This is a genomic window from Sphingomonas sp. LR60 (assembly GCF_036855935.1).
Classification (GTDB): Bacteria; Pseudomonadota; Alphaproteobacteria; order Sphingomonadales; family Sphingomonadaceae; genus Sphingomonas.
This window is the reverse complement of sequence record NZ_JASPFK010000001.1, coordinates 681,948-699,795: the sequence shown is the minus strand read 5'-3', so window position 1 is coordinate 699,795 and position 17,848 is coordinate 681,948. Positions and strand designations below refer to the sequence as shown.

Here is a 17,848-nt window from a genome sequence, read left to right as displayed (position 1 = left end):
CCGTTACCCGTGACCAAGACGATCATGACCGTGGATGACTCGCCCAGCATGAGAATGCTGTTGCGCGCCGCGCTGACTGACCTCGGCTATCACGTCGTCGAGGCCGAGGACGGCGTCCATGCGCTCGAAACGCTCGCCAATTTCGACGAGGAGGACGAGCCCGATCTGCTCATCACCGACATCAACATGCCGCGCATGGACGGGTTCGGGCTGATCGAGAACGTTCGCGCCGACGGCCGCCGCACGCTGCCGATCCTGGTGCTGACGACGGAAAGCTCCGACGAGAAGAAGCAGCGTGCGCGTCAGGCCGGCGCGACCGGCTGGATCGTCAAGCCCTTCCACCCCGAAAAGCTCGCCGCCGCGATCCGGCGCGTGCTGCACTGATGTCACAAGGAACGAACCCCATGTCCCGTCAGCTCATCACCTTCCAGCTCGGCGATCAGTATCTGGGCGTCGACATCATGGCGATCCGCGAAATCCGCGCCTGGTCGCCCGCCACGCCGCTCCCGAACGTGCCCAGCCACGTTCGCGGCGTGGTAAACTTGCGCGGCGTGGTGCTTCCGGTGCTCGATCTGCGTCACCGGCTCGGCTGGGGCATGACCGATCCGACCGCGCGGCACGTCATCATCGTCGTGCGGATCGGCGAGCAATTGCAGGGCATTATCGTCGATGCGGTCAACGACATCGTGACGGTGCAGAGCGAAGACATGCAACCGCTCCCCGACATGGGCGACACCGCCGCCCAACAATTCCTCGACGGCCTCGCGACCATCGATCAGCGGCTGATCCTGGTGCTCGCGCTGGAGCGGCTGGTGGAGCGCGCCGCGATGGCGGATGCCGCCTGACAACACATAGTTAACGCGCGTAATTTAGGACTGGGTCATGGCTGGAACGAAAGTATTGGTGGTCGACGACTCGTTGACCATGCGCGCGCTGATCTCGGGTGCGCTCGAGCGGATCCCGGGTGTCGAAGTGGTCGGCATGGCCGATGGCGCGGCGGAAGCGCGCGGGCTGGTGGAGAGCACCCGCCCTGACGTGATGACGCTCGACGTCGAGATGCCGGGCATGAGCGGCCTCGATTACCTGGCCGAGATCATGGACACGAAGCCGATGCCGGTCATCATGTTCTCGACCCGGACGCAGGACGGCGCGGCGGAATCGATCGAGGCGCTGCGGCTCGGCGCGATCGATTGCTTCCCGAAGCCGCGCGTCGCGGCGCCCGCCGAACTGGACGCGATCATCGCCAAGCTCGCCAAGCGTCTGAAGGCTGCCAAGAAGGCCGACCTGAAGCCCAAGGCCGCACCGAAGACCGGCAAGGCGCCCCCGATCGACTGGAACGGTCGGCTGCTGCTGGTCGGCGGCGATGCGTCGAATACCAAGTCGATCTTCGACCTGTTCACCGCCTTTCCCGCCAATTGCCCGCCGACCGTCGTCGTCCAGCATCTCGGCCCGGGGCTGGTCGAGAGCATGGTCGAGAAACTCGCCGAGCAATGTGCGGCCAAGGTGGTGGTCGCGGCCGACGGCATGAAGCCGGAACAGGGCACGATCTATCTCGCCCCGAACGGCGACGCCCATCTGGTGATCGACAGCTGGCCGAACGGCACGCTGCGCCTGCTCGCCAAGGATCCGGTCGCGGGTGAGCGTCCGTCGATCTCGCTGCTGTTCGCCTCTGCGGCGAAGGCGGCGGCGGCGAATGCGGTCGGCGTGCTGCTGCTCGACGCCAACGAGGATGGTGCGGGTGGCTTGCGCGCGCTCAACGCGGCGGGCGGCTATGCCTTCGCCCCGGCCGAAAGCGGCGGCGGCTATACGCTGACGCGCGGTATGGTGTCGCAGCCGGTCGCCAGCGACGCGCTGGTCGCCGGTGTCATGAAGATGTGCTCGAAATGACCGCGATGGCGGCAATGCCGATGCCGGACGGGGAGGTGCCGACGGCTGGCGTACCGCGCCCGCTGGCGCAGGCGCTCGCCGCCGAGCTGGTGCTCGCGTCGAGTATGTTGGCCGACCTCGCCTATGATCTGGGCAGCGACGACGCGACGCTACGCCGGCACATGGCCAGCCTCCAGCGCATCGACCACATCACGCAGATCCAGCTCGCGATCGCGGACCTGCTGCGAACCTCCCGGGGTGCGGACAGCGACATCGCGCAGGTGACGTTGCAGGACATGGCCGACCGGCTGCGGACGTTCCTAACCAGCGACGCAGCATAACATCACCTGACCCGTCGCCGGTATGTGCCGGCGGTGCGATCGTGGCTCACTGCCTTGCCTCAGCATCGCGCATCCCTCACAGCCTCGGCGATGCAGCACCACGTCCCCGGGCGACTTGGCACGATCCGCGCCTTCCTCCATGCACAGTCCTCTTCCGGCATCGTCCTGATGGCATCGGCGGTGGTGGCGCTGATCCTCGCCAACTCACCCTCGCCCCCGCTTACGACGCGCTGCTCCACAGCCAGGTCGGCCCGCTCTCGCTCGGCCACTGGATCAACGACGGAGTGATGACCGTCTTCTTCCTGCTGGTCGGGCTGGAGATCAAGCGCGAGTTGATCGACGGCGAGCTTTCGTCCTGGCGCCGCCGCATCCTTCCGGGTGCAGCCGCGGCCGGTGGAATGATCGCGCCCGCGCTGCTCTATCTCGCCTTCAACCGCGGGGGGACCGCCAGCGGCTGGGCGATCCCGGCGGCGACCGACATCGCCTTCGCGCTCGGCGTCATCGCATTGCTCGGTGATCGCGTGCCGGCGGCATTGCGCGTGTTCCTCGCCGCCCTGGCGATCATCGACGATCTCGGCGCGGTCGTGATCATCGCGTTGTTCTATACCGCCCATGTTTCGCTGCCCGACCTGGCCGGTGCGATCGGTGCGGTCGCCGTGCTGGTCGCGCTCAACCGAGGCGGTGTGCGGCGGCTGTCGCCCTACCTGCTCGTCGGCGTGATCCTGTGGGTCTTCTTGCTGCGATCGGGGGTTCACGCCACGCTGGCCGGCGTGATGCTCGCGCTGACGATCCCGATCGACCGTGTGCCGTCGCGCGACGGGGCGAAGGGCAGCAGTCCGCTCCACCGTCTCGAGCGCGCGCTGCACCTGCCCGTCGGGTTCATCGTGGTGCCGATCTTCGGGCTAGCGAATGCCGACGTCCCGGTGCTCGGCCTGTCTTCCGAGGCATTCACCGCACCGGTGACCCTGGGCGTCGCGAGCGGATTGCTCATCGGCAAGCTGGCGGGCGTGTTCGGCGCGGCATCGCTCACGATCCGGCTGGGATGGGCCGATATGCCCGCGCACGCCAGCCGTCGTCAGTTGCTCGGCGTCGCGCTGCTGTGCGGGATCGGCTTCACGATGAGCATCTTCATCACGTTGCTAGCCTTCCCGGCCGCCCCGTTGTTGCAGACCGAGGCGAAGCTCGGCGTGCTCGCGGGATCGTTGCTGGCAGGCCTATCGGGGTACCTGGTGCTGCGTGGCGCGGCCGAGCGCGAAGACGACTGACCGCACCCAAAGCAAAAGGGCGGCCCGTTGCCGGACCGCTCCTTCGCACCATCGCTGGTACGCCATGTCGTCGAGCGGTGCCGGCCGAGCCGGAACCGCCCGCTTGACCTTAGCGCTTCGAGAACTGGAAGCTACGACGTGCCTTGGCGCGGCCGTACTTCTTACGCTCGACGACGCGCGGATCGCGCGTCAGGAAGCCTGCCGCCTTCACCGGTGCGCGCAGCGCCGGCTCGTAGCGGGTGATCGCCTGGCTGATGCCGTGCTTCACTGCGCCGGCCTGACCCGAAAGGCCACCGCCCTTGACGGTGCAGATCACGTCATACTGACCTTCGCGCTCGGTGATCCCGAACACCTGGTTGATGACGAGGCGCAGCGTCGGACGCGCGAAATAGATTTCCTGATCGCGACCGTTGATCGTGATCTTGCCCGAGCCCGGCTTCAGCCAGACGCGTGCGACGGCGTCCTTACGACGGCCGGTCGCATAGGCGCGGCCGTACTTGTCGATTTCCTGCGCGCGCAGCGGCGCGCGCTGCACCGGCTCCTGCACGTCACCGGCCAGATACGCGTCGGCCGAGGGGGAAGAGGTCGTCTCGACCTGCTCGCCGTCGGTGGTCTCGCGCTGCTGCTGGAGCGCCGCACCCAGATCGGAAAGGGACTGGCGGTTGTCGGACATTATGCGCCCACCTTGTTCTTGCGGCTCATGGCCGCGATATCGAGGACTTCCGGGTTCTGCGCTTCGTGCGGATGCTCCGATCCGGCGAAGATGCGCAGGTTGCGCATCTGCTGACGGCCCAGCGGACCGCGCGGGATCATGCGCTCAACGGCCTTCTCCAGCACGCGCTCGGGGAACTTGCCCTCCAGCACCTTGGCGGGCGTGATGCCCTTGATGCCGCCGGCATAGCCGGTGTGCTTGTAATAGACCTTGTCGGTCAGCTTGTTGCCGGTGAACCGCACCTTGTCCGCGTTGATGACGATGACATTGTCACCGCAATCGACGTGCGGGGTGAAGCTGGTCTTGTGCTTGCCGCGCAGCACGTTGGCGATCACCACCGCCGCACGACCGACCACGAGGTCGGTGGCGTCGACGATGTGCCACTTCTTCTCCACCTCGTACGGCTTGGCCGCCTTGGTGGTCTTCATCAGCGCCTTCATGGTGCCTGGTGACCTTCATATTCGCGTCGAAAGAGAAAAACGCGCCACCCCGCCGGGTGTACGCGTCGATGGCGGCGCAATGCCGCGCGACGACGATCCTGTCAAGGTTTCCGCGGGTTTGCTGACCGGTATTATGATACCTGAACGACCTGCGGAGGCTTCAAGCGCTTCTACGCTCGGCGGCGGCTGACCGCGTGCGCCGCGACGACGGTGGCGATCAGCAGCAGGGCGGCATTCGCCTGATGCGCCACCGCAACGACGATCTCGACCCCCGACAGCAAGGTCGCGATGCCGAGCGCGATCTGCACCACGACCAGCAGTGCCACCGCTGCGGCGACACGATCGGCGCGCATCTTCCGCGCCTGATACGCCAGCCAGACCAACGCCCCCGCCGCGACGAACGCGATCCAGCGGTGCAGGAACTGGACCACCACGGGATTGTCGATCGCATTGCTCCACGCCGGGGTCAGCATCGGCACATTCGCGGGAAACCACGCGTCACCCATCAGAGGCCAGCTCGAGAAGGCATAACCGGCGTCGAGCCCGGCGGTGAGCGCGCCGAGGGTGATCTGCACCGCCAGCGCCACGATCACCAGCGCCGGCCAGGTGCGCAGCTTGGCGGGACGCGCCAGCGGGTTGGCGGCGAGTGCGCTCAGGTCGCGCGCGGTCCAGACGATCCCGCCGAGGATGAACAAGGCGGTGCCGAGATGGGTCGCAAGCCGCAGATGGCTGACGTCGGTGCGCACCGACAGACCCGACGCGACCATCCACCAGCCGATCGCCCCCTGCAACCCGCCGAGCGCCAGCAACGCGCTCAGCCGCCAGCCATAACCGCGCGGGATCTGCCGCTTCACCGCGAACCACAACAGCGGCAGCGCGAAGGCCAGCCCGATCACGCGCCCGAGCAGCCGGTGCAGATATTCCCAGAAGAAGATCGCCTTGAACCCATCCAGCGTCATGCCGCGGTTGAGCTGCTGATATTCCGGTATCCGCTGGTAATTGGCGAATTCGGCCTGCCATTGCGCCTGTGTGAGCGGCGGGACCACCCCGCTGATCGGCTTCCACTGAGTGATCGACAGCCCTGACTCGGTCAGGCGGGTGATCCCCCCGACCACCACCATCGCGACGATCAGTGCGGCGACCCAATAGAGCCAGCGCGCGAGCGCTGCCGGACGCGTTGAGAGCGAGAAACCCGGACTTGCCTGTAGCATGGCGCCTTCTACGACCCGGTTGTAAGGAAGGGAAGCCTGCGAGCTATCGAGGGGATCACCTCCCCGTTCGTCGTCGGGATGACGGATTCATTTAAATCCCCGGCCCGTTTGCCTTCAGCTCCGCCAGCCACGCTGCCGCGGTGCCGTCGGAAGGCGCGCGCCAGTCGCCACGCGGCGACAGCGCACCGCCTGCCGAAACCTTCGGCCCGTTCGGGATCGCCGAGCGCTTGAACTGGCTCGTCTGGAAGAAGCGGATCAGGAACCGCTCGAGCCAAAGCGTGATCGTCGCGAGGTCGTAGGCGGTGCGTTTGTTCTCGGGATAGCCGAGCGGCCAGCGCCCCGCCGACGCATCGTGCCACGCATGCCACGCAAGGAACGCGACCTTCGACGGCGCGAGTCCGTGCCGGATCAGATAATGCGCGAAGAAGTCGTTGAGCGCATACGGCCCGATCTTGCTTTCGGTGCTCTGCAACTCTTCGCCCGGAACCAGTTCGGGGCTGATTTCCTGTCCGAGAATGGCCTCCAGCACCGCATCGGTCTCGCGATCATATTGGTCGGTGCCGATCGCCCAGCGGATCAGGAACTGGATCAGCGTCTTCGGCACTCCGGCATTGACCGCATAATGGCTCATCTGGTCGCCGACGCCGTACGTGCACCAGCCGAGCGCCAACTCCGAAAGGTCGCCGGTTCCGACCACCAGCCCGTCGCGCTGGTTGGCAATGCGGAACAGATAATCGGTGCGCAGCCCTGCCTGCACGTTCTCGAACGTCACGTCATAGACCGGCTCGCCGCGCCCGAACGGATGCCCCATGTCCTCCAGCATACGGGTCGCCGCCGGGCGGATATCGATCTCCTCGGCGGTGATCCCGAGCGCGCGCATCAGCTTCCACGCATTGTCCTTCGTCCCTGCGCTGGTCGCGAAGCCGGGCATGGTGATGCCGAGGATGTCGGTACGCGGCCGCCCGAGCCGGTCGAGCGCCTTGGCGGCGACGATCAAGGCGTGCGTGCTGTCGAGCCCGCCGGACACGCCGATCACCAGCCGCTGCGCGCGCGCCGCGACCAGCCTTTTGGCAATGCCCTCGACCTGAATGTTGAACGCCTCGTAGCAATCCTCGTCGAGCTTGCCGGGCGTGTTGGGCACGAAGGGAAAGCGGCGGATCTCGCGCTTCAGCCCGACGTCGGCGAACTCGGACTGGTGCCGGAAGCCGATCCGACGGAAGCGCGTCTCAGGATGACCGGCGAAGACGGCAGCGTCGTTGAACGTGCCGTTGCGCAATCGATCCTGCACCAGCCGCTCGGTATCGACATCCGCGATCGTCAGGCCCGGCTCATGCGCGAAGCGATCGGAGGTCGCCAGCAGCTCGCCGAGTTCATGCACGCTGCCCTGCCCGTCCCACGCCAGATCGGTCGTGCTCTCGCCCGGACCGGCGGCGGAATAGACATAGGCGCACATTGCCCGCGCCGATTGCGACGCCGACAGCATCATCCGCTCCCGCGACTTGCCGATCACGACGTTCGACGCCGAGAGATTGGCGCAGATCAGCGCCCCGGCCAGCGCACCGTGCGTCGAGGGCGGGGTCGGCGCCCAATAATCCTCGCAGATCTCGGCATGAAAAACGAAGTTCGGCAGGTCTTCGGCGGCGAAGATCAGGTCGGTCCCGAACGGCACCTCCTCGCCATCGATCGCGATCGTCAGCCCGGTCAGCCCCGCGCCGCTCGCGAACCAGCGCTTCTCGTAATATTCACGGTAGTTGGGCAGGAAGGTCTTGGGCACCACCCCCAGCACGCGCCCGCGTGCGATCGCGAGCGCACAATTATAGAGCCGCCCGCTGCGCTCCAGCGCCGCTCCGACCAGCAGCACCGGGCGCAGCTCGGCACTCGCCGCCGTCACCGCCGCAATCGCCTCGCGTGTCGCGCGCTGTAACGCCGATTGCAGGTGCAGATCGTCGATCGCGTAACTGCTCAGGTTCAGCTCGGGATAGACGACCAGATCGACCCCGGCGGCATCCGCGGTGCGCGCGATCGCGATCGCGGCCTCGGCATTGGCCGCGACGTCCCCGACGGTGGCGAGCGGGGTGGCGGCGGCGACGCGCACCATCCCGTGGCGATGCAGCGAGCGGAAGGCTGGGTTCATGCCGTTGGAATACCGGTGCGACCGCGACTTTGCCAACTATTCGCGATGCATCCGCTAAGCTACATTAGGCTGGATGATGCCTCCCTTCTCCCGCGCGGATGATTCCCGGCAACCCTTTGCGCTGGGCGGAGAAATCGGAAAGCTACTCCGCGCGACCGATTGGTCGGGCACCTCGCTCGGCCCGCTCGGGACATGGCCCGCACCGCTGCGCAGCGCACTCGAACTGCTGTTGCCGGCGGGCGCGCAGGTGTTGCTGATCTGGGGCGCGGAGCGTCGCGTGTTCTACAACGACGCGTACGCCGCGCTGCTGCACGAGCGGCATCCGGCCGCGCTGGGGCAGCCCGCCGACAAGAGGTGGCATCGCGGGTGGGACGTGGTGTCACCGATGGTCGACGCGGTGTTCACCACCGCCCGGACGGTGACGGTCGGTAACCAACGCTTCGACCTTCTCGCCGACGGACTGCCGACCACCGTCCATTTCGACATGTCGCTGTCCGCCGTGATGCTCGACGACGGCACCGTCGGCGGGGTGCTGGGCGTGGTGTCGGACGTCACCGAGCGGATGCGCATCGTCGAGACGGCGACGCGCGATCGTGAGCGCCTCCGCCAGATGTTCGATCAGGCGCCCGGCTTCATCGCGGTACTCCGCGGGCCGGACTATATGATCGAACTCGCCAACGCGACCTATCAGCGGATGAGCGGCGGGCGCACGCTGATCGGGCGGCGCTATGCGGAGGCCCTGCCGGAGGTGGCCGCCGCCGGCTTCATCGAGCGGCTGGACGAGATCCGTCGCACCCGCGAGCCGTTCCGCGCCGTCGACATGCCGGTGCAGCTGCCGACCAGCACGCCAGGCGTAATGCGCGACTTCTGGATCGACTTCATCTGCCAGCCGATCACCGACGAAACCGGCGACGTCACCGCGATCTTCATCGAAGGCATCGACCGCACCGATCACCACCGCGCGCGTGCGGCGCTGGCGCGCAGTCGCGCCTCACTCGAACAGGCGACCGAGGCGGGGGAGATCGGGACATGGGATTACGACGTAGAGCATGATCGTTTCACCTGTTCTCCGCTCGGCATGTCGCTCTACGCGCTCCCGCCCGACAGCCAGCCGCTGACCCGCGAGGCGTTCCAGTCGCTGGTCGAACCCGAAGATCTCCCGGTCTTGCAGCAAGCCTTCCCGCGCGTCGTCGATCCGGCGGAGCGAGCGGCGTTCGACGTCGAATATCGCGTCGCACAGGAACGCGTCGGGGGCGTCCGCTGGCTGTCGGTGCGCGGGCGCGGCATCTTCGACGGCGATGTCTGCGTCCGTGTCGTCGGCACGATCATCGACATCACCGCGCGCAAATTGCAGACCGAGGCATGGCGCGAGAGCGAGGCGCGTTTCCGAACGCTCGCCGACAGCCTGCCCGCTCTGGTGTGGATGACGGACCCGCATGGCAACGTCACCTTCGCCAACCGTGGCTTCGAGGCGATCCTAGGCGTCGCGCCCGATCGACTCGGCGAGCGCGGCTGGACCGACCTGCTGCGCCCCGATCGCCGCGACGCCGCGCTCAAGGCACGCAACGAATGGTTCGCCCGCCCACGCGCGCTCAGCGGGGAGCATCCGTTGCTCCGACGGGACGGCGCGACGCGCTGGATGCATATCGAGGCGCGACCCCGCTTCATCGGCGATGCCTTCCAGGGCTATACCGCCTGCGCGATCGACGTGACCGACGCGCACCTCGCCGGCGAGCGGCTGGAGGCGCGCGTCGCGGATCGTACCGCCGCACTGACCCAACAGATCGCGGAGCGCGAGCGCGTCGAGGAGACGCTTCACCAGATGCAGCGGCTGGAGGCGATCGGGCAGCTCACCTCCGGGGTCGCGCACGATTTCAACAATCTGCTGACGGTGATCCTCGGCAATGTCGACTCGCTGGTCGCCGCGGGAAAGCGCGGGCTGCTCGATCCGCGGCTCGAAACCCGGCTGGAGCATATCCGGATCGCCGCCGAACGCGGCGCGGCGCTGACCGCCCAGTTGCTCGCCTTCTCGCGGCGGCAGCGGCTGGAGGCGAAGGTCGTCGACCTGAACCGCACTGTCACCGGCCTGCTCGACCTGCTCGGCGGCACGCTGGGACGCGATATCGCGATCGAGACGCGTACGCCGCCCGGCATCTGGCCCGCGCTGGTCGATGCGACGCAGATGGAACTCATCATCCTCAACCTCGCGATCAACGCGCGCGATGCGATGCCGGACGGCGGCGCCTTGGTGTTGTCGGTCGAGAACGCCACGCTCAGGCGGCCCGAGCGCGCCGAGGAACCGCCGCCGGGCGACTATGTCCGCGTCGCGGTGACCGATACCGGCACCGGCATGTCCGAAGCGGTGTTGGCGCGCGCGTTCGAGCCGTTCTTCACCACCAAGGAGGTGGGCAAGGGCTCCGGGCTCGGGCTGGCGCAGGTGTTCGGATTTGCCAAGCAATCGGGCGGCGGGGTGCGGATCGACAGCACGCCGGGCGTGGGCACCACGGTCAGCGTGTTCGTCCCCCGCGCCGCCAGCGAAGCCGCTGCCACGACGACCGACAATCATGCCGCCACGTCGGCCGAGCTGTTGAACGGCGTGACGGTGCTGGTGCTGGACGACGACGATCGCGTCCGCCAGGTCGCGGTCGAGGCGCTGCGCGAGGCGGGTTGCCGCGTGGTCGAGGCGGCGGACGGCGAGTCGGCGCTGGAGGCGCTGCTCCACGAACCTGCGATCCGATTGGTCGTCACCGATATCGCGATGCCCGGCATGACCGGCATCCAGTTCGCGCGGCGCGTGCACGATCTGCACCGGCATGTCGAAGTGCTGTTCGTCACCGGCCATGCCGATCCGTCCGATATGGAAGGCGTCAGCGAGGACCGGCTGATCCGCAAACCCTATCCGCGCCGCGTGCTGCTGGAGCGCGTGCGCGCGATTCTGCTGAAGGATAGCGCGTAGCTTTCAATCCGCTGCACGAGCGGTTCAGTCATCGTTCTCGCTTGCCGTAGCACAAGCATGGCATGAGGTTTGGAGAATGGCGATGCTGAAGGCGATCGTGGCGGGATTGTTGTCGATGACGGCACTGGTGCCGCCGGTATTGGCGCAGCAGCGGGACGAGCGGTCGATGGACCGTGGCGAGTGGCGGCGCGAGCGCGCGGAACGTCCGATGCCGACTCCCGGCGCGCCCGAACGCCCCGCGCGGGTCGCCGATGCGCCCCGCCCGCCGGAGGCAGCGCCGCAGCGCTGGGATCGTCAGGGTGACGGCGAACGTCGTGACGCGCCGCGCTGGGCGCGCGGTGGCGAGCCGGGCGCACCCCGTCCAGATGGCGTGGCGCGCCCACCTTCGCCCGACGGCGACTGGCGGAGCGCCCGCGCGCCCGAGGGGCCGCGCGGCGACTGGCGTCGCGACCGCGACGTGCAGCAGCGCCGCGACGACTGGCGCGGTCCCGCGCAGGTAGCGCCCGATCGTAACTGGAGCGCGGAGCCGGGTCGTCGCCAATACGACCGGCGCGGCGCACCCCCGCCCGCTGCAGTCTGGCGGTCGGAGCGTGACGGCCGCTGGGATCGCGGCTGGCGTCGCGAACCGCAATATGACTGGAACCGCTACCGGGCCGAGCAGCGCTCCGCCTTCCGCCTGCCGCGCTATTACGCGCCCTATGGCTGGAACAGCGGCTACCGTCGCTTCGATGTCGGCTTTGCGCTCGCTCCGGTGCTCTACACGCCGCGCTACTGGATCTACGATCCTTATGCGTACCGGCTCCCCTATGCCGAGGAGCCATATCGCTGGGTCCGCTATTACGACGACGCGCTGCTCGTCGACATCGAGGATGGCACGGTGGTCGACGTGATCCACGGCATCTTCGAGTGACGTCGGTGGCTTGAAAGTCGCAGCGGGGCGGGACAAACCGGCGAGCATGTCGCTTGCCACCACCCCGCCCGGCCATCCGTCCGCCGTCCGCGCCCAGCAAGGCGCGGCGGTGGCGGCGCGGCTCGACGCCGATCCCCGAATGCAGCGCCTGCCCAGCGAAACCATCGCCGCGTGGCGCTGCCCCGACTTTCTCGACGCCGCCAATTGCGATTGGCTGGTGCAGGTGATCGACGGCAACCGCCGTCCCTCGACCTTGTTCAGCGATCGCGGTGGCCCGGCCAGCCGCACCAGCGACAGTTGCGACATGGATCGCAACGCCGACGGCATTCGCCAGATCGACGAATATATCGCCGCCTCACTTGGCATCGCACCCGAGTTCGGCGAGACGATGCAGGGACAGCGTTATGCCCCCGGCCAGCTCTTCCGCGCGCACCACGATTATTTCCACGAAGCGGAAAGTTACTGGCCGGCGATGCGCGAGAATGGCGGGCAGCGCACCGTCACCGCGATGATCTACCTCAACGAGGTCGAGGAAGGCGGCGCGACCTGGTTCCCCAAGGGTGGCCTGCGGGTGGCACCGCGCAAGGGGATGCTGCTGGTGTGGGACAACATGAACCCCGACGGCAGCCCGAACACCGCGACATTGCACGAGGGGATGGCGGTGCTGGAGGGCACCAAATACATCATCACCAAGTGGTTCCGCGAGCAACCCTGGGGCCGGCGACCGCGGGCCTGAGCCCGTCCGTCATTGCGAGCATAGCGAAGCAATCCAGGGCCGGACCAGGACGCCCTGGCTTGCTTCGCTACGCTCGCAACAACGAAAAGCGCTGTCAGGCCCCGACCAGCAACGCCTCACGCGCGATCTTCTCGCGCCACACCAGCGGCGCGAGCTGGTGGACGTTGTTGCCCTCGGCATCCACCGCCACCGTCACCGGGAAGTCGGACACCTCGAACTCGTAGATCGCCTCCATCCCGAGATCCGCGAAGCCGACGACCTTGCTGCCCTTGATCGCGCGCGCGACGAGATATGCCGCGCCGCCGACCGCCATCAGATACGCGCTCTTCGCCTCGCGGATCGCCTCGGTCGCCGCCGGCCCACGCTCGGCCTTGCCGACCATCGCGAGCAGCCCCTGATCGAGCATCATCCGCGTGAACTTGTCCATCCGCGTCGCGGTGGTCGGGCCGGCGGGGCCAACCACTTCCTCGCCGACCGGGTCGACCGGGCCGACATAATAGATCACGCGACCCTTGAACTCGACCGGCAGTTCCTCGCCCTTCGCCAGCATGTCGGCGATCCTTTTGTGCGCCGCATCGCGCCCGGTCAGCATCTTGCCGTTCAGCAACAACCGGTCGCCCTGCTTCCACGACTGCACCACCTCCGGCGTCAGCGTGTCAAGATCGACGCGGATCGCGGCCTCGTCCGGGGTCCAGTTGACGTCCGGCCATTCGGCGAGCTTCGGCGCCTCGAGGAACGCCGGCCCCGAGCCGTCGAGCGTGAAATGCGCGTGGCGGGTCGCGGCGCAGTTCGGGATCATCGCCACCGGCTTGCCCGCGGCGTGGCACGGCGCGTCCTTGATCTTGACGTCGAGGATCGTCGACAGGCCGCCCAGCCCTTGCGCGCCGATACCGAGCGCGTTGACCTTGTCGAAGATCTCGATGCGCAGCGCTTCGATATCGTTCCGCGGTCCGCGCGCCTTCAGCGGCCCCATGTCGATCGGCTCCATCAGCGCCTGCTTTGCCAGCAGCACGCAATGCTCCGCGGTGCCACCGATGCCGATGCCCAGCATCCCCGGCGGGCACCAGCCCGCGCCCATCTGCGGCAGCATCTCGACCACCCAGTCGACGATCGAATCGCTGGGGTTCATCATCTTGAACTTCGACTTGTTCTCGCTGCCGCCGCCCTTGGCCGCGACATCGACCGAGACGGTGTTCCCCGGCACCATCTCGACGTGCAGCACGCACGGCGTGTTGTCCTTGGTGTTGCGACGCGTGAACGCCGGATCGGCGAGCACCGAGGCGCGCAGCTTGTTCTCCGGGTGCAGGTAGGCGCGGCGCACGCCCTCGTCGACGACATCCTGCATCGAGCGGCTGTTGTCGTCGAGGCGGCAGTCCATGCCCCATTTCACGAACACGTTGACGATCCCGGTATCCTGGCAGATCGGGCGATGCCCCTCGGCGCACATCCGGCTGTTGGTCAGGATCTGCGCGATCGCATCCTTGGCGGCGGGCGACTGCTCCGCCTCATAGGCGGTGCCCAAGGCGCGGATATAATCCATCGGGTGATAGTAGCTGATGAATTGAAGCGCGTCGGCGACGCTCTCGATCAGGTCGGCGGTACGGATCACAATCGTCATGACGACGCTCTATAAGCGTGGCGGGGCCGGGGCAACAGCACCACGATCCGCCCAACCGCGACCCGGATGCGGCGAAAAATTTTTCTCCGCTTGCGTTCCGAGAAACGGCGGAACTCCGCGCGTCGTCGCGATTGGGGCCGGGAACGGACCCAATAAGGCTCTTGCCCAGGATGCGCATCTGCCACAATCTGTAGAGGTAGAGGCCGGGTCGCGCCGCTAGTGGTAGTAAGGTGGCGCGGGGTGCACACCATCGCTGGCGCGATCGACCGGACATTCAGATTAGCCGATCCGAACGGATCGCACCAACGACAGGCGGGACGCGAGACCATGAACTTCACGACCACGGACGCCGAGGCGATGAGCACAGACATGATCGAAGCGATGACCACGCAGGGGGCCGCAGAGGCGACCGCCACCGAACAGGCGATGGCGAAGCATGGTGCGCGCACCGCGCCCTTCCCGCTCGACGTCGACCACAGCCGCGACGCGCTGCTGACCGATTTCGGCAAGGAAACGCTCAAGGACCGCTACCTCCTGCCCGGCGAAAGCTACCAGGACCTCTTCGTCCGCGTCGCCAGCGCCTATGCCGACGATCAGACGCATGCGCAGCGTCTGTATGATTACATCTCGAAGCTGTGGTTCATGCCGGCCACGCCGGTGCTGTCGAACGGCGGCACCGGGCGCGGTCTGCCGATCTCCTGCTACCTCAATTCGGTCCCCGACAGCCTCGACGGCATCGTCAAGACGTGGAACGAGAACGTCTGGCTCGCGTCGCGCGGCGGCGGGATCGGTACCTATTGGGGCAACGTTCGCGGGATCGGCGAGCCGGTCGGGCTGAACGGCAAGACCAGCGGGATCATCCCATTCGTCCGCGTCATGGATTCGCTGACGCTCGCGATTTCACAAGGCTCGCTGCGCCGCGGCTCGGCGGCCTGCTACCTCGACATCTCGCATCCCGAGATCGAGGAGTTCCTCGAAATCCGCAAGCCGAGCGGCGACTTCAACCGCAAGGCGCTCAACCTCCACCACGGCGTGCTGATCCCCGACGCCTTCATGGCGGCGGTGCGCGAGGGCGCCGAATGGCAGCTGCTGTCGCCGAAGGACAAGACCGTCCGCGCCACCGTCGATGCGCGCGCGCTGTTTCAGAAGCTGGTCGAAACCCGGCTGGCGACCGGCGAGCCGTACATCGTCTTCTCCGACCATGTGAACTCGACGATGCCCAAGCATCACCGCGAGCTGGGGCTGAAGGTCTCGACCTCGAACCTGTGCAGCGAGATCACACTGCCGACCGGCACCGATCATCTCGGCAACGATCGCACCGCGGTCTGCTGCCTGTCGTCGCTCAACCTGGAGACCTGGGATCAGTGGAAGGACGAGAAGGGCTTCGTCGAGGATGTGATGCGCTTCCTCGACAACGTCCTCCAGGACTATATCGACCGCCACGAACCCGGCATGGAGCGTGCCGCCTATAGCGCGGCGCGCGAGCGGTCGGTGGGCTTGGGCGTGATGGGCTTCCACTCGTTCCTGCAGGCGCGCGGGCTGCCGTTCGAAGGCGCGATGGCCAAGAGCTGGAACCTGCGGATGTTCAAGCAGATCAACGCGCAAGTGAACGAGGCGTCGATGGTGCTCGCGCATGAGCGCGGGCCGTGCCCCGACGCAGCGGATGTCGGCGTCATGGAGCGGTTCAGCTGCAAGATGGCGATCGCGCCGACCGCGTCGATCAGCATCATCTGCGGCGGCACCAGCGCGTGCATCGAGCCGATCCCGGCGAACATCTACACGCACAAGACGCTCTCGGGCAGCTTCGCGGTCAAGAACCCGTATCTGGAAAAACTGCTCAGTGAGAAGAGCAAGAACGCCGAGTCGGTGTGGAACTCGATCCTCGAACACGGCGGATCGGTGCAGCACCTCGACTTCCTCAGTCAGGAGGAAAAGGACTGCTACAAGACCTCGTTCGAGATCGACCAGCGCTGGCTGCTCGAACTCGCCGGCGACCGCACGCCCTACATCGATCAGGCGCAGTCGCTGAACCTGTTCATCCCCGCCGACGTCGAGAAGTGGGACCTGCTGATGCTCCACTTCCGTGCATGGGAACTGGGGATCAAGTCGCTCTACTATCTCCGCTCCAAGTCGGTGCAGCGCGCCGGGTTCGCGGGCTCGGAAGGATCGGGCGGGGTCGAGGCCGACAACACGATCGCTACGCCGAAATTCTCGATCGGCGAAACCACCGACTATGACGAGTGTCTCGCCTGCCAGTAAAAGGGCAAACGTCGCCCCGGCGGAAGCCGGAGTTGGCGGCACTCCCTCTACGTCATTGCGAGCGTAGCGAAGCAATCCAGGGCGTCCTGGTCCAACCCTGGATTGCTTCGCTACGCTCGCAATGACGAACGCCCGTCCGCATCGGGATCGAAACCACCCCGCGATCATTCCGCCACCTCACCTCCCGCGGAAGGAACGGCGCGTGCCGATCGCCAGCAAGATCGCCAAGACCGTCCTCGCCGCCACGCTGTTGATCGTCATCGCGGTCGGGCTCGCGATCACGATCGTCCCGCGCTTCCTCGACCGGCGCTATTACGAAGGCCCGGCAACCGATCATTATGACGGCGCCCGCTTCTTCAACCCCGATGGCGACGACACCATGGCGCCGCCTGCCGGCGGCAGCCGCGGTGGGTTCATCTGGCGACAATTGACCGGCAGCGACGACCGCCCCGCCTGGCCAGAGACGGTTGCGGTCACCCCCACGCGGCCGCCCGCGCGCGTCGACGGCACGCGGATGCTCGTGACATGGATCGGCCACGCCACCGTGCTGGTGCAGACGCAGGGCCTCAACATCCTCACCGATCCGGTCTGGGGTGAGCGCGCCGGCCCGCTCGGCCTCGGCCCGCGCCGCGTCGCCGCGGCTGGCGTGCGTTTCGAGGACCTGCCGCGCATCGACCTCGTGCTGGTCAGCCACAATCACTACGATCATCTCGAGAAAGCGACGCTCAGGCGGCTGTGGCAGCGCGACCGGCCGACGATCGTCACCAGCCTCGGCAACGACAGCGTCATCGCGCAGACCGGCGCGCGCTCCACCGCGCTCGACTGGCGCGGCGTGGTGCAGGTCCGCCCCGGCGTACGCGTCGCCGTCACCCGCAACCATCACTGGGGCAGCCGCTGGTTCGCCGATCGCAACCGCGCGCTCTGGTCGAGCTTCGTCGTGCAGTTACCGGCGGGCGGCAATCTGTTCGTCGCGGGCGACACCGGCTTCGGCGACGGAAACTGGCCCGCCGAAGCCGCCGCGCTCGGCCCGATCCGGCTCGCCTTGCTCCCGATCGGAGCCTTCCGCTTCGTCCCCGGCCAGATGGCTTCAGGCGCTCATATCGGCCCCGCCCATGCCGCTCTGGTGTTCGAGCGGCTGCGCGCGGCGCGGGCGCTCGCGATCCACTGGGGCACGTTCCGCCTCTCCTACGAGGCGCGCGACACACCGCCGCGCATGCTGGAGGCAGCGATGAAGTGCCTCGGCCGCACCGGCTTCGACGCGGTCGCGATCGGACGGACGGTCGAAATCCCGGTCGCCACCACGCCGCCGCCGACGCCCGGTACCAGCCCGGCGGCGATGCTCGCCTGCCTCGATACACCAGCGGTACGCGCGCTGCGTTAGGATCGATCCACGGCAGCGC

Annotated in this window: 15 protein-coding genes and 1 pseudogene; 11 read left to right on the top strand and 5 right to left on the bottom strand. The window is 67.3% G+C overall.

Going from position 1 to position 17,848, the window contains the following annotated elements; all coding sequences use genetic code 11:
* The first annotated feature begins 9 nt into the window (after window positions 1-9).
* The 5 genes and pseudogenes from QP166_RS03295 to nhaA all read left to right on the top strand — a co-directional run bounded on the left by QP166_RS03295 (window position 10) and on the right by nhaA (window position 3,472).
* Window positions 10-384 (top strand): response regulator, encoded by a 375-nt coding sequence (locus QP166_RS03295; RefSeq protein ID WP_333914612.1) that lies wholly within the window; start codon window positions 10-12, stop codon window positions 382-384.
* 20 nt (window positions 385-404) lie between these two features.
* Window positions 405-845, top strand: coding sequence for a chemotaxis protein CheW (locus QP166_RS03290; RefSeq protein ID WP_333914611.1), 441 nt, complete (start codon window positions 405-407; stop codon window positions 843-845).
* A gap of 37 nt (window positions 846-882) precedes the next feature.
* The gene (locus tag QP166_RS03285; RefSeq protein ID WP_333914610.1) at window positions 883-1,887 is read left to right on the top strand and encodes a chemotaxis protein CheB; all 1,005 of its coding nucleotides are present in this window, start codon (window positions 883-885) and stop codon (window positions 1,885-1,887) included.
* Window positions 1,884-2,207: a hypothetical protein gene (locus QP166_RS03280; protein ID WP_333914609.1), complete on the top strand. Its 324-nt coding sequence runs from the start codon at window positions 1,884-1,886 to the stop codon at window positions 2,205-2,207. The genes QP166_RS03285 and QP166_RS03280 overlap by 4 nt, the downstream gene beginning before the upstream one ends.
* 90 nt (window positions 2,208-2,297) lie before the next feature.
* Window positions 2,298-3,472 (top strand): annotated as a pseudogene (gene nhaA, locus QP166_RS03275) (Na+/H+ antiporter NhaA).
* Between the two features lie 109 nt (window positions 3,473-3,581).
* On the opposite strand, the gene rpsI reads toward nhaA, so the two are convergent.
* Together rpsI and rplM are read right to left on the bottom strand one after the other, a co-directional pair.
* Window positions 3,582-4,145 (bottom strand): 30S ribosomal protein S9, encoded by a 564-nt coding sequence (gene rpsI / locus QP166_RS03270; RefSeq protein ID WP_333914608.1) that lies wholly within the window; start codon window positions 4,143-4,145, stop codon window positions 3,582-3,584.
* Entirely contained in the window at window positions 4,145-4,624 is a 480-nt protein-coding gene (gene rplM, locus QP166_RS03265; RefSeq protein ID WP_333914607.1) for a 50S ribosomal protein L13, read from the bottom strand. The genes rpsI and rplM overlap by 1 nt, the downstream gene beginning before the upstream one ends.
* On the opposite strand from rplM, the gene QP166_RS03260 reads away from it, so the two are divergent.
* Window positions 4,599-4,814 (top strand): hypothetical protein, encoded by a 216-nt coding sequence (locus QP166_RS03260; RefSeq protein WP_333914606.1) that lies wholly within the window; start codon window positions 4,599-4,601, stop codon window positions 4,812-4,814. The two genes, rplM and QP166_RS03260, sit on opposite strands and share 26 nt — an antisense overlap.
* Here QP166_RS03260 and QP166_RS03255 read toward each other — a convergent pair.
* Entirely contained in the window at window positions 4,795-5,835 is a 1,041-nt protein-coding gene (locus QP166_RS03255) for a COX15/CtaA family protein (protein WP_333914605.1), read from the bottom strand. The two genes, QP166_RS03260 and QP166_RS03255, sit on opposite strands and share 20 nt — an antisense overlap.
* A 91-nt stretch (window positions 5,836-5,926) precedes the next feature.
* On the bottom strand, window positions 5,927-7,969 hold the full coding sequence (locus tag QP166_RS03250; RefSeq protein WP_333917246.1) for an NAD(+) synthase: 2,043 nt from the start codon (window positions 7,967-7,969) through the stop codon (window positions 5,927-5,929).
* 76 nt (window positions 7,970-8,045) lie between these two features.
* Between QP166_RS03250 and QP166_RS03245 the strand changes: the two genes are divergently transcribed.
* From QP166_RS03245 to QP166_RS03235, 3 genes are all read left to right on the top strand, one after another.
* On the top strand, window positions 8,046-10,925 hold the full coding sequence (locus QP166_RS03245) for a PAS domain S-box protein (RefSeq protein ID WP_333914604.1): 2,880 nt from the start codon (window positions 8,046-8,048) through the stop codon (window positions 10,923-10,925).
* A gap of 82 nt (window positions 10,926-11,007) precedes the next feature.
* Complete coding sequence (locus QP166_RS03240) at window positions 11,008-11,835, top strand: RcnB family protein (protein WP_333914603.1); 828 nt, start codon at window positions 11,008-11,010, stop codon at window positions 11,833-11,835.
* Between the two features lie 46 nt (window positions 11,836-11,881).
* Window positions 11,882-12,571, top strand: a complete 690-nt coding sequence (locus QP166_RS03235) for a prolyl hydroxylase family protein (protein WP_333914602.1) — start codon at window positions 11,882-11,884, stop codon at window positions 12,569-12,571.
* 94 nt (window positions 12,572-12,665) lie between these two features.
* Here the strand turns inward: QP166_RS03235 and QP166_RS03230 are convergent, their stop codons facing one another.
* The gene (locus tag QP166_RS03230) at window positions 12,666-14,189 is read right to left on the bottom strand and encodes a fumarate hydratase (protein WP_333914601.1); all 1,524 of its coding nucleotides are present in this window, start codon (window positions 14,187-14,189) and stop codon (window positions 12,666-12,668) included.
* A gap of 426 nt (window positions 14,190-14,615) precedes the next feature.
* Between QP166_RS03230 and QP166_RS03225 the strand changes: the two genes are divergently transcribed.
* Both QP166_RS03225 and QP166_RS03220 read left to right on the top strand, forming a co-directional pair.
* Complete coding sequence (locus tag QP166_RS03225) at window positions 14,616-16,448, top strand: ribonucleoside-diphosphate reductase subunit alpha (RefSeq protein WP_443027238.1); 1,833 nt, start codon at window positions 14,616-14,618, stop codon at window positions 16,446-16,448.
* Between the two features lie 208 nt (window positions 16,449-16,656).
* Complete coding sequence (locus QP166_RS03220; RefSeq protein WP_443027237.1) at window positions 16,657-17,829, top strand: MBL fold metallo-hydrolase; 1,173 nt, start codon at window positions 16,657-16,659, stop codon at window positions 17,827-17,829.
* Window positions 17,830-17,848: the final 19 nt, after the last annotated feature.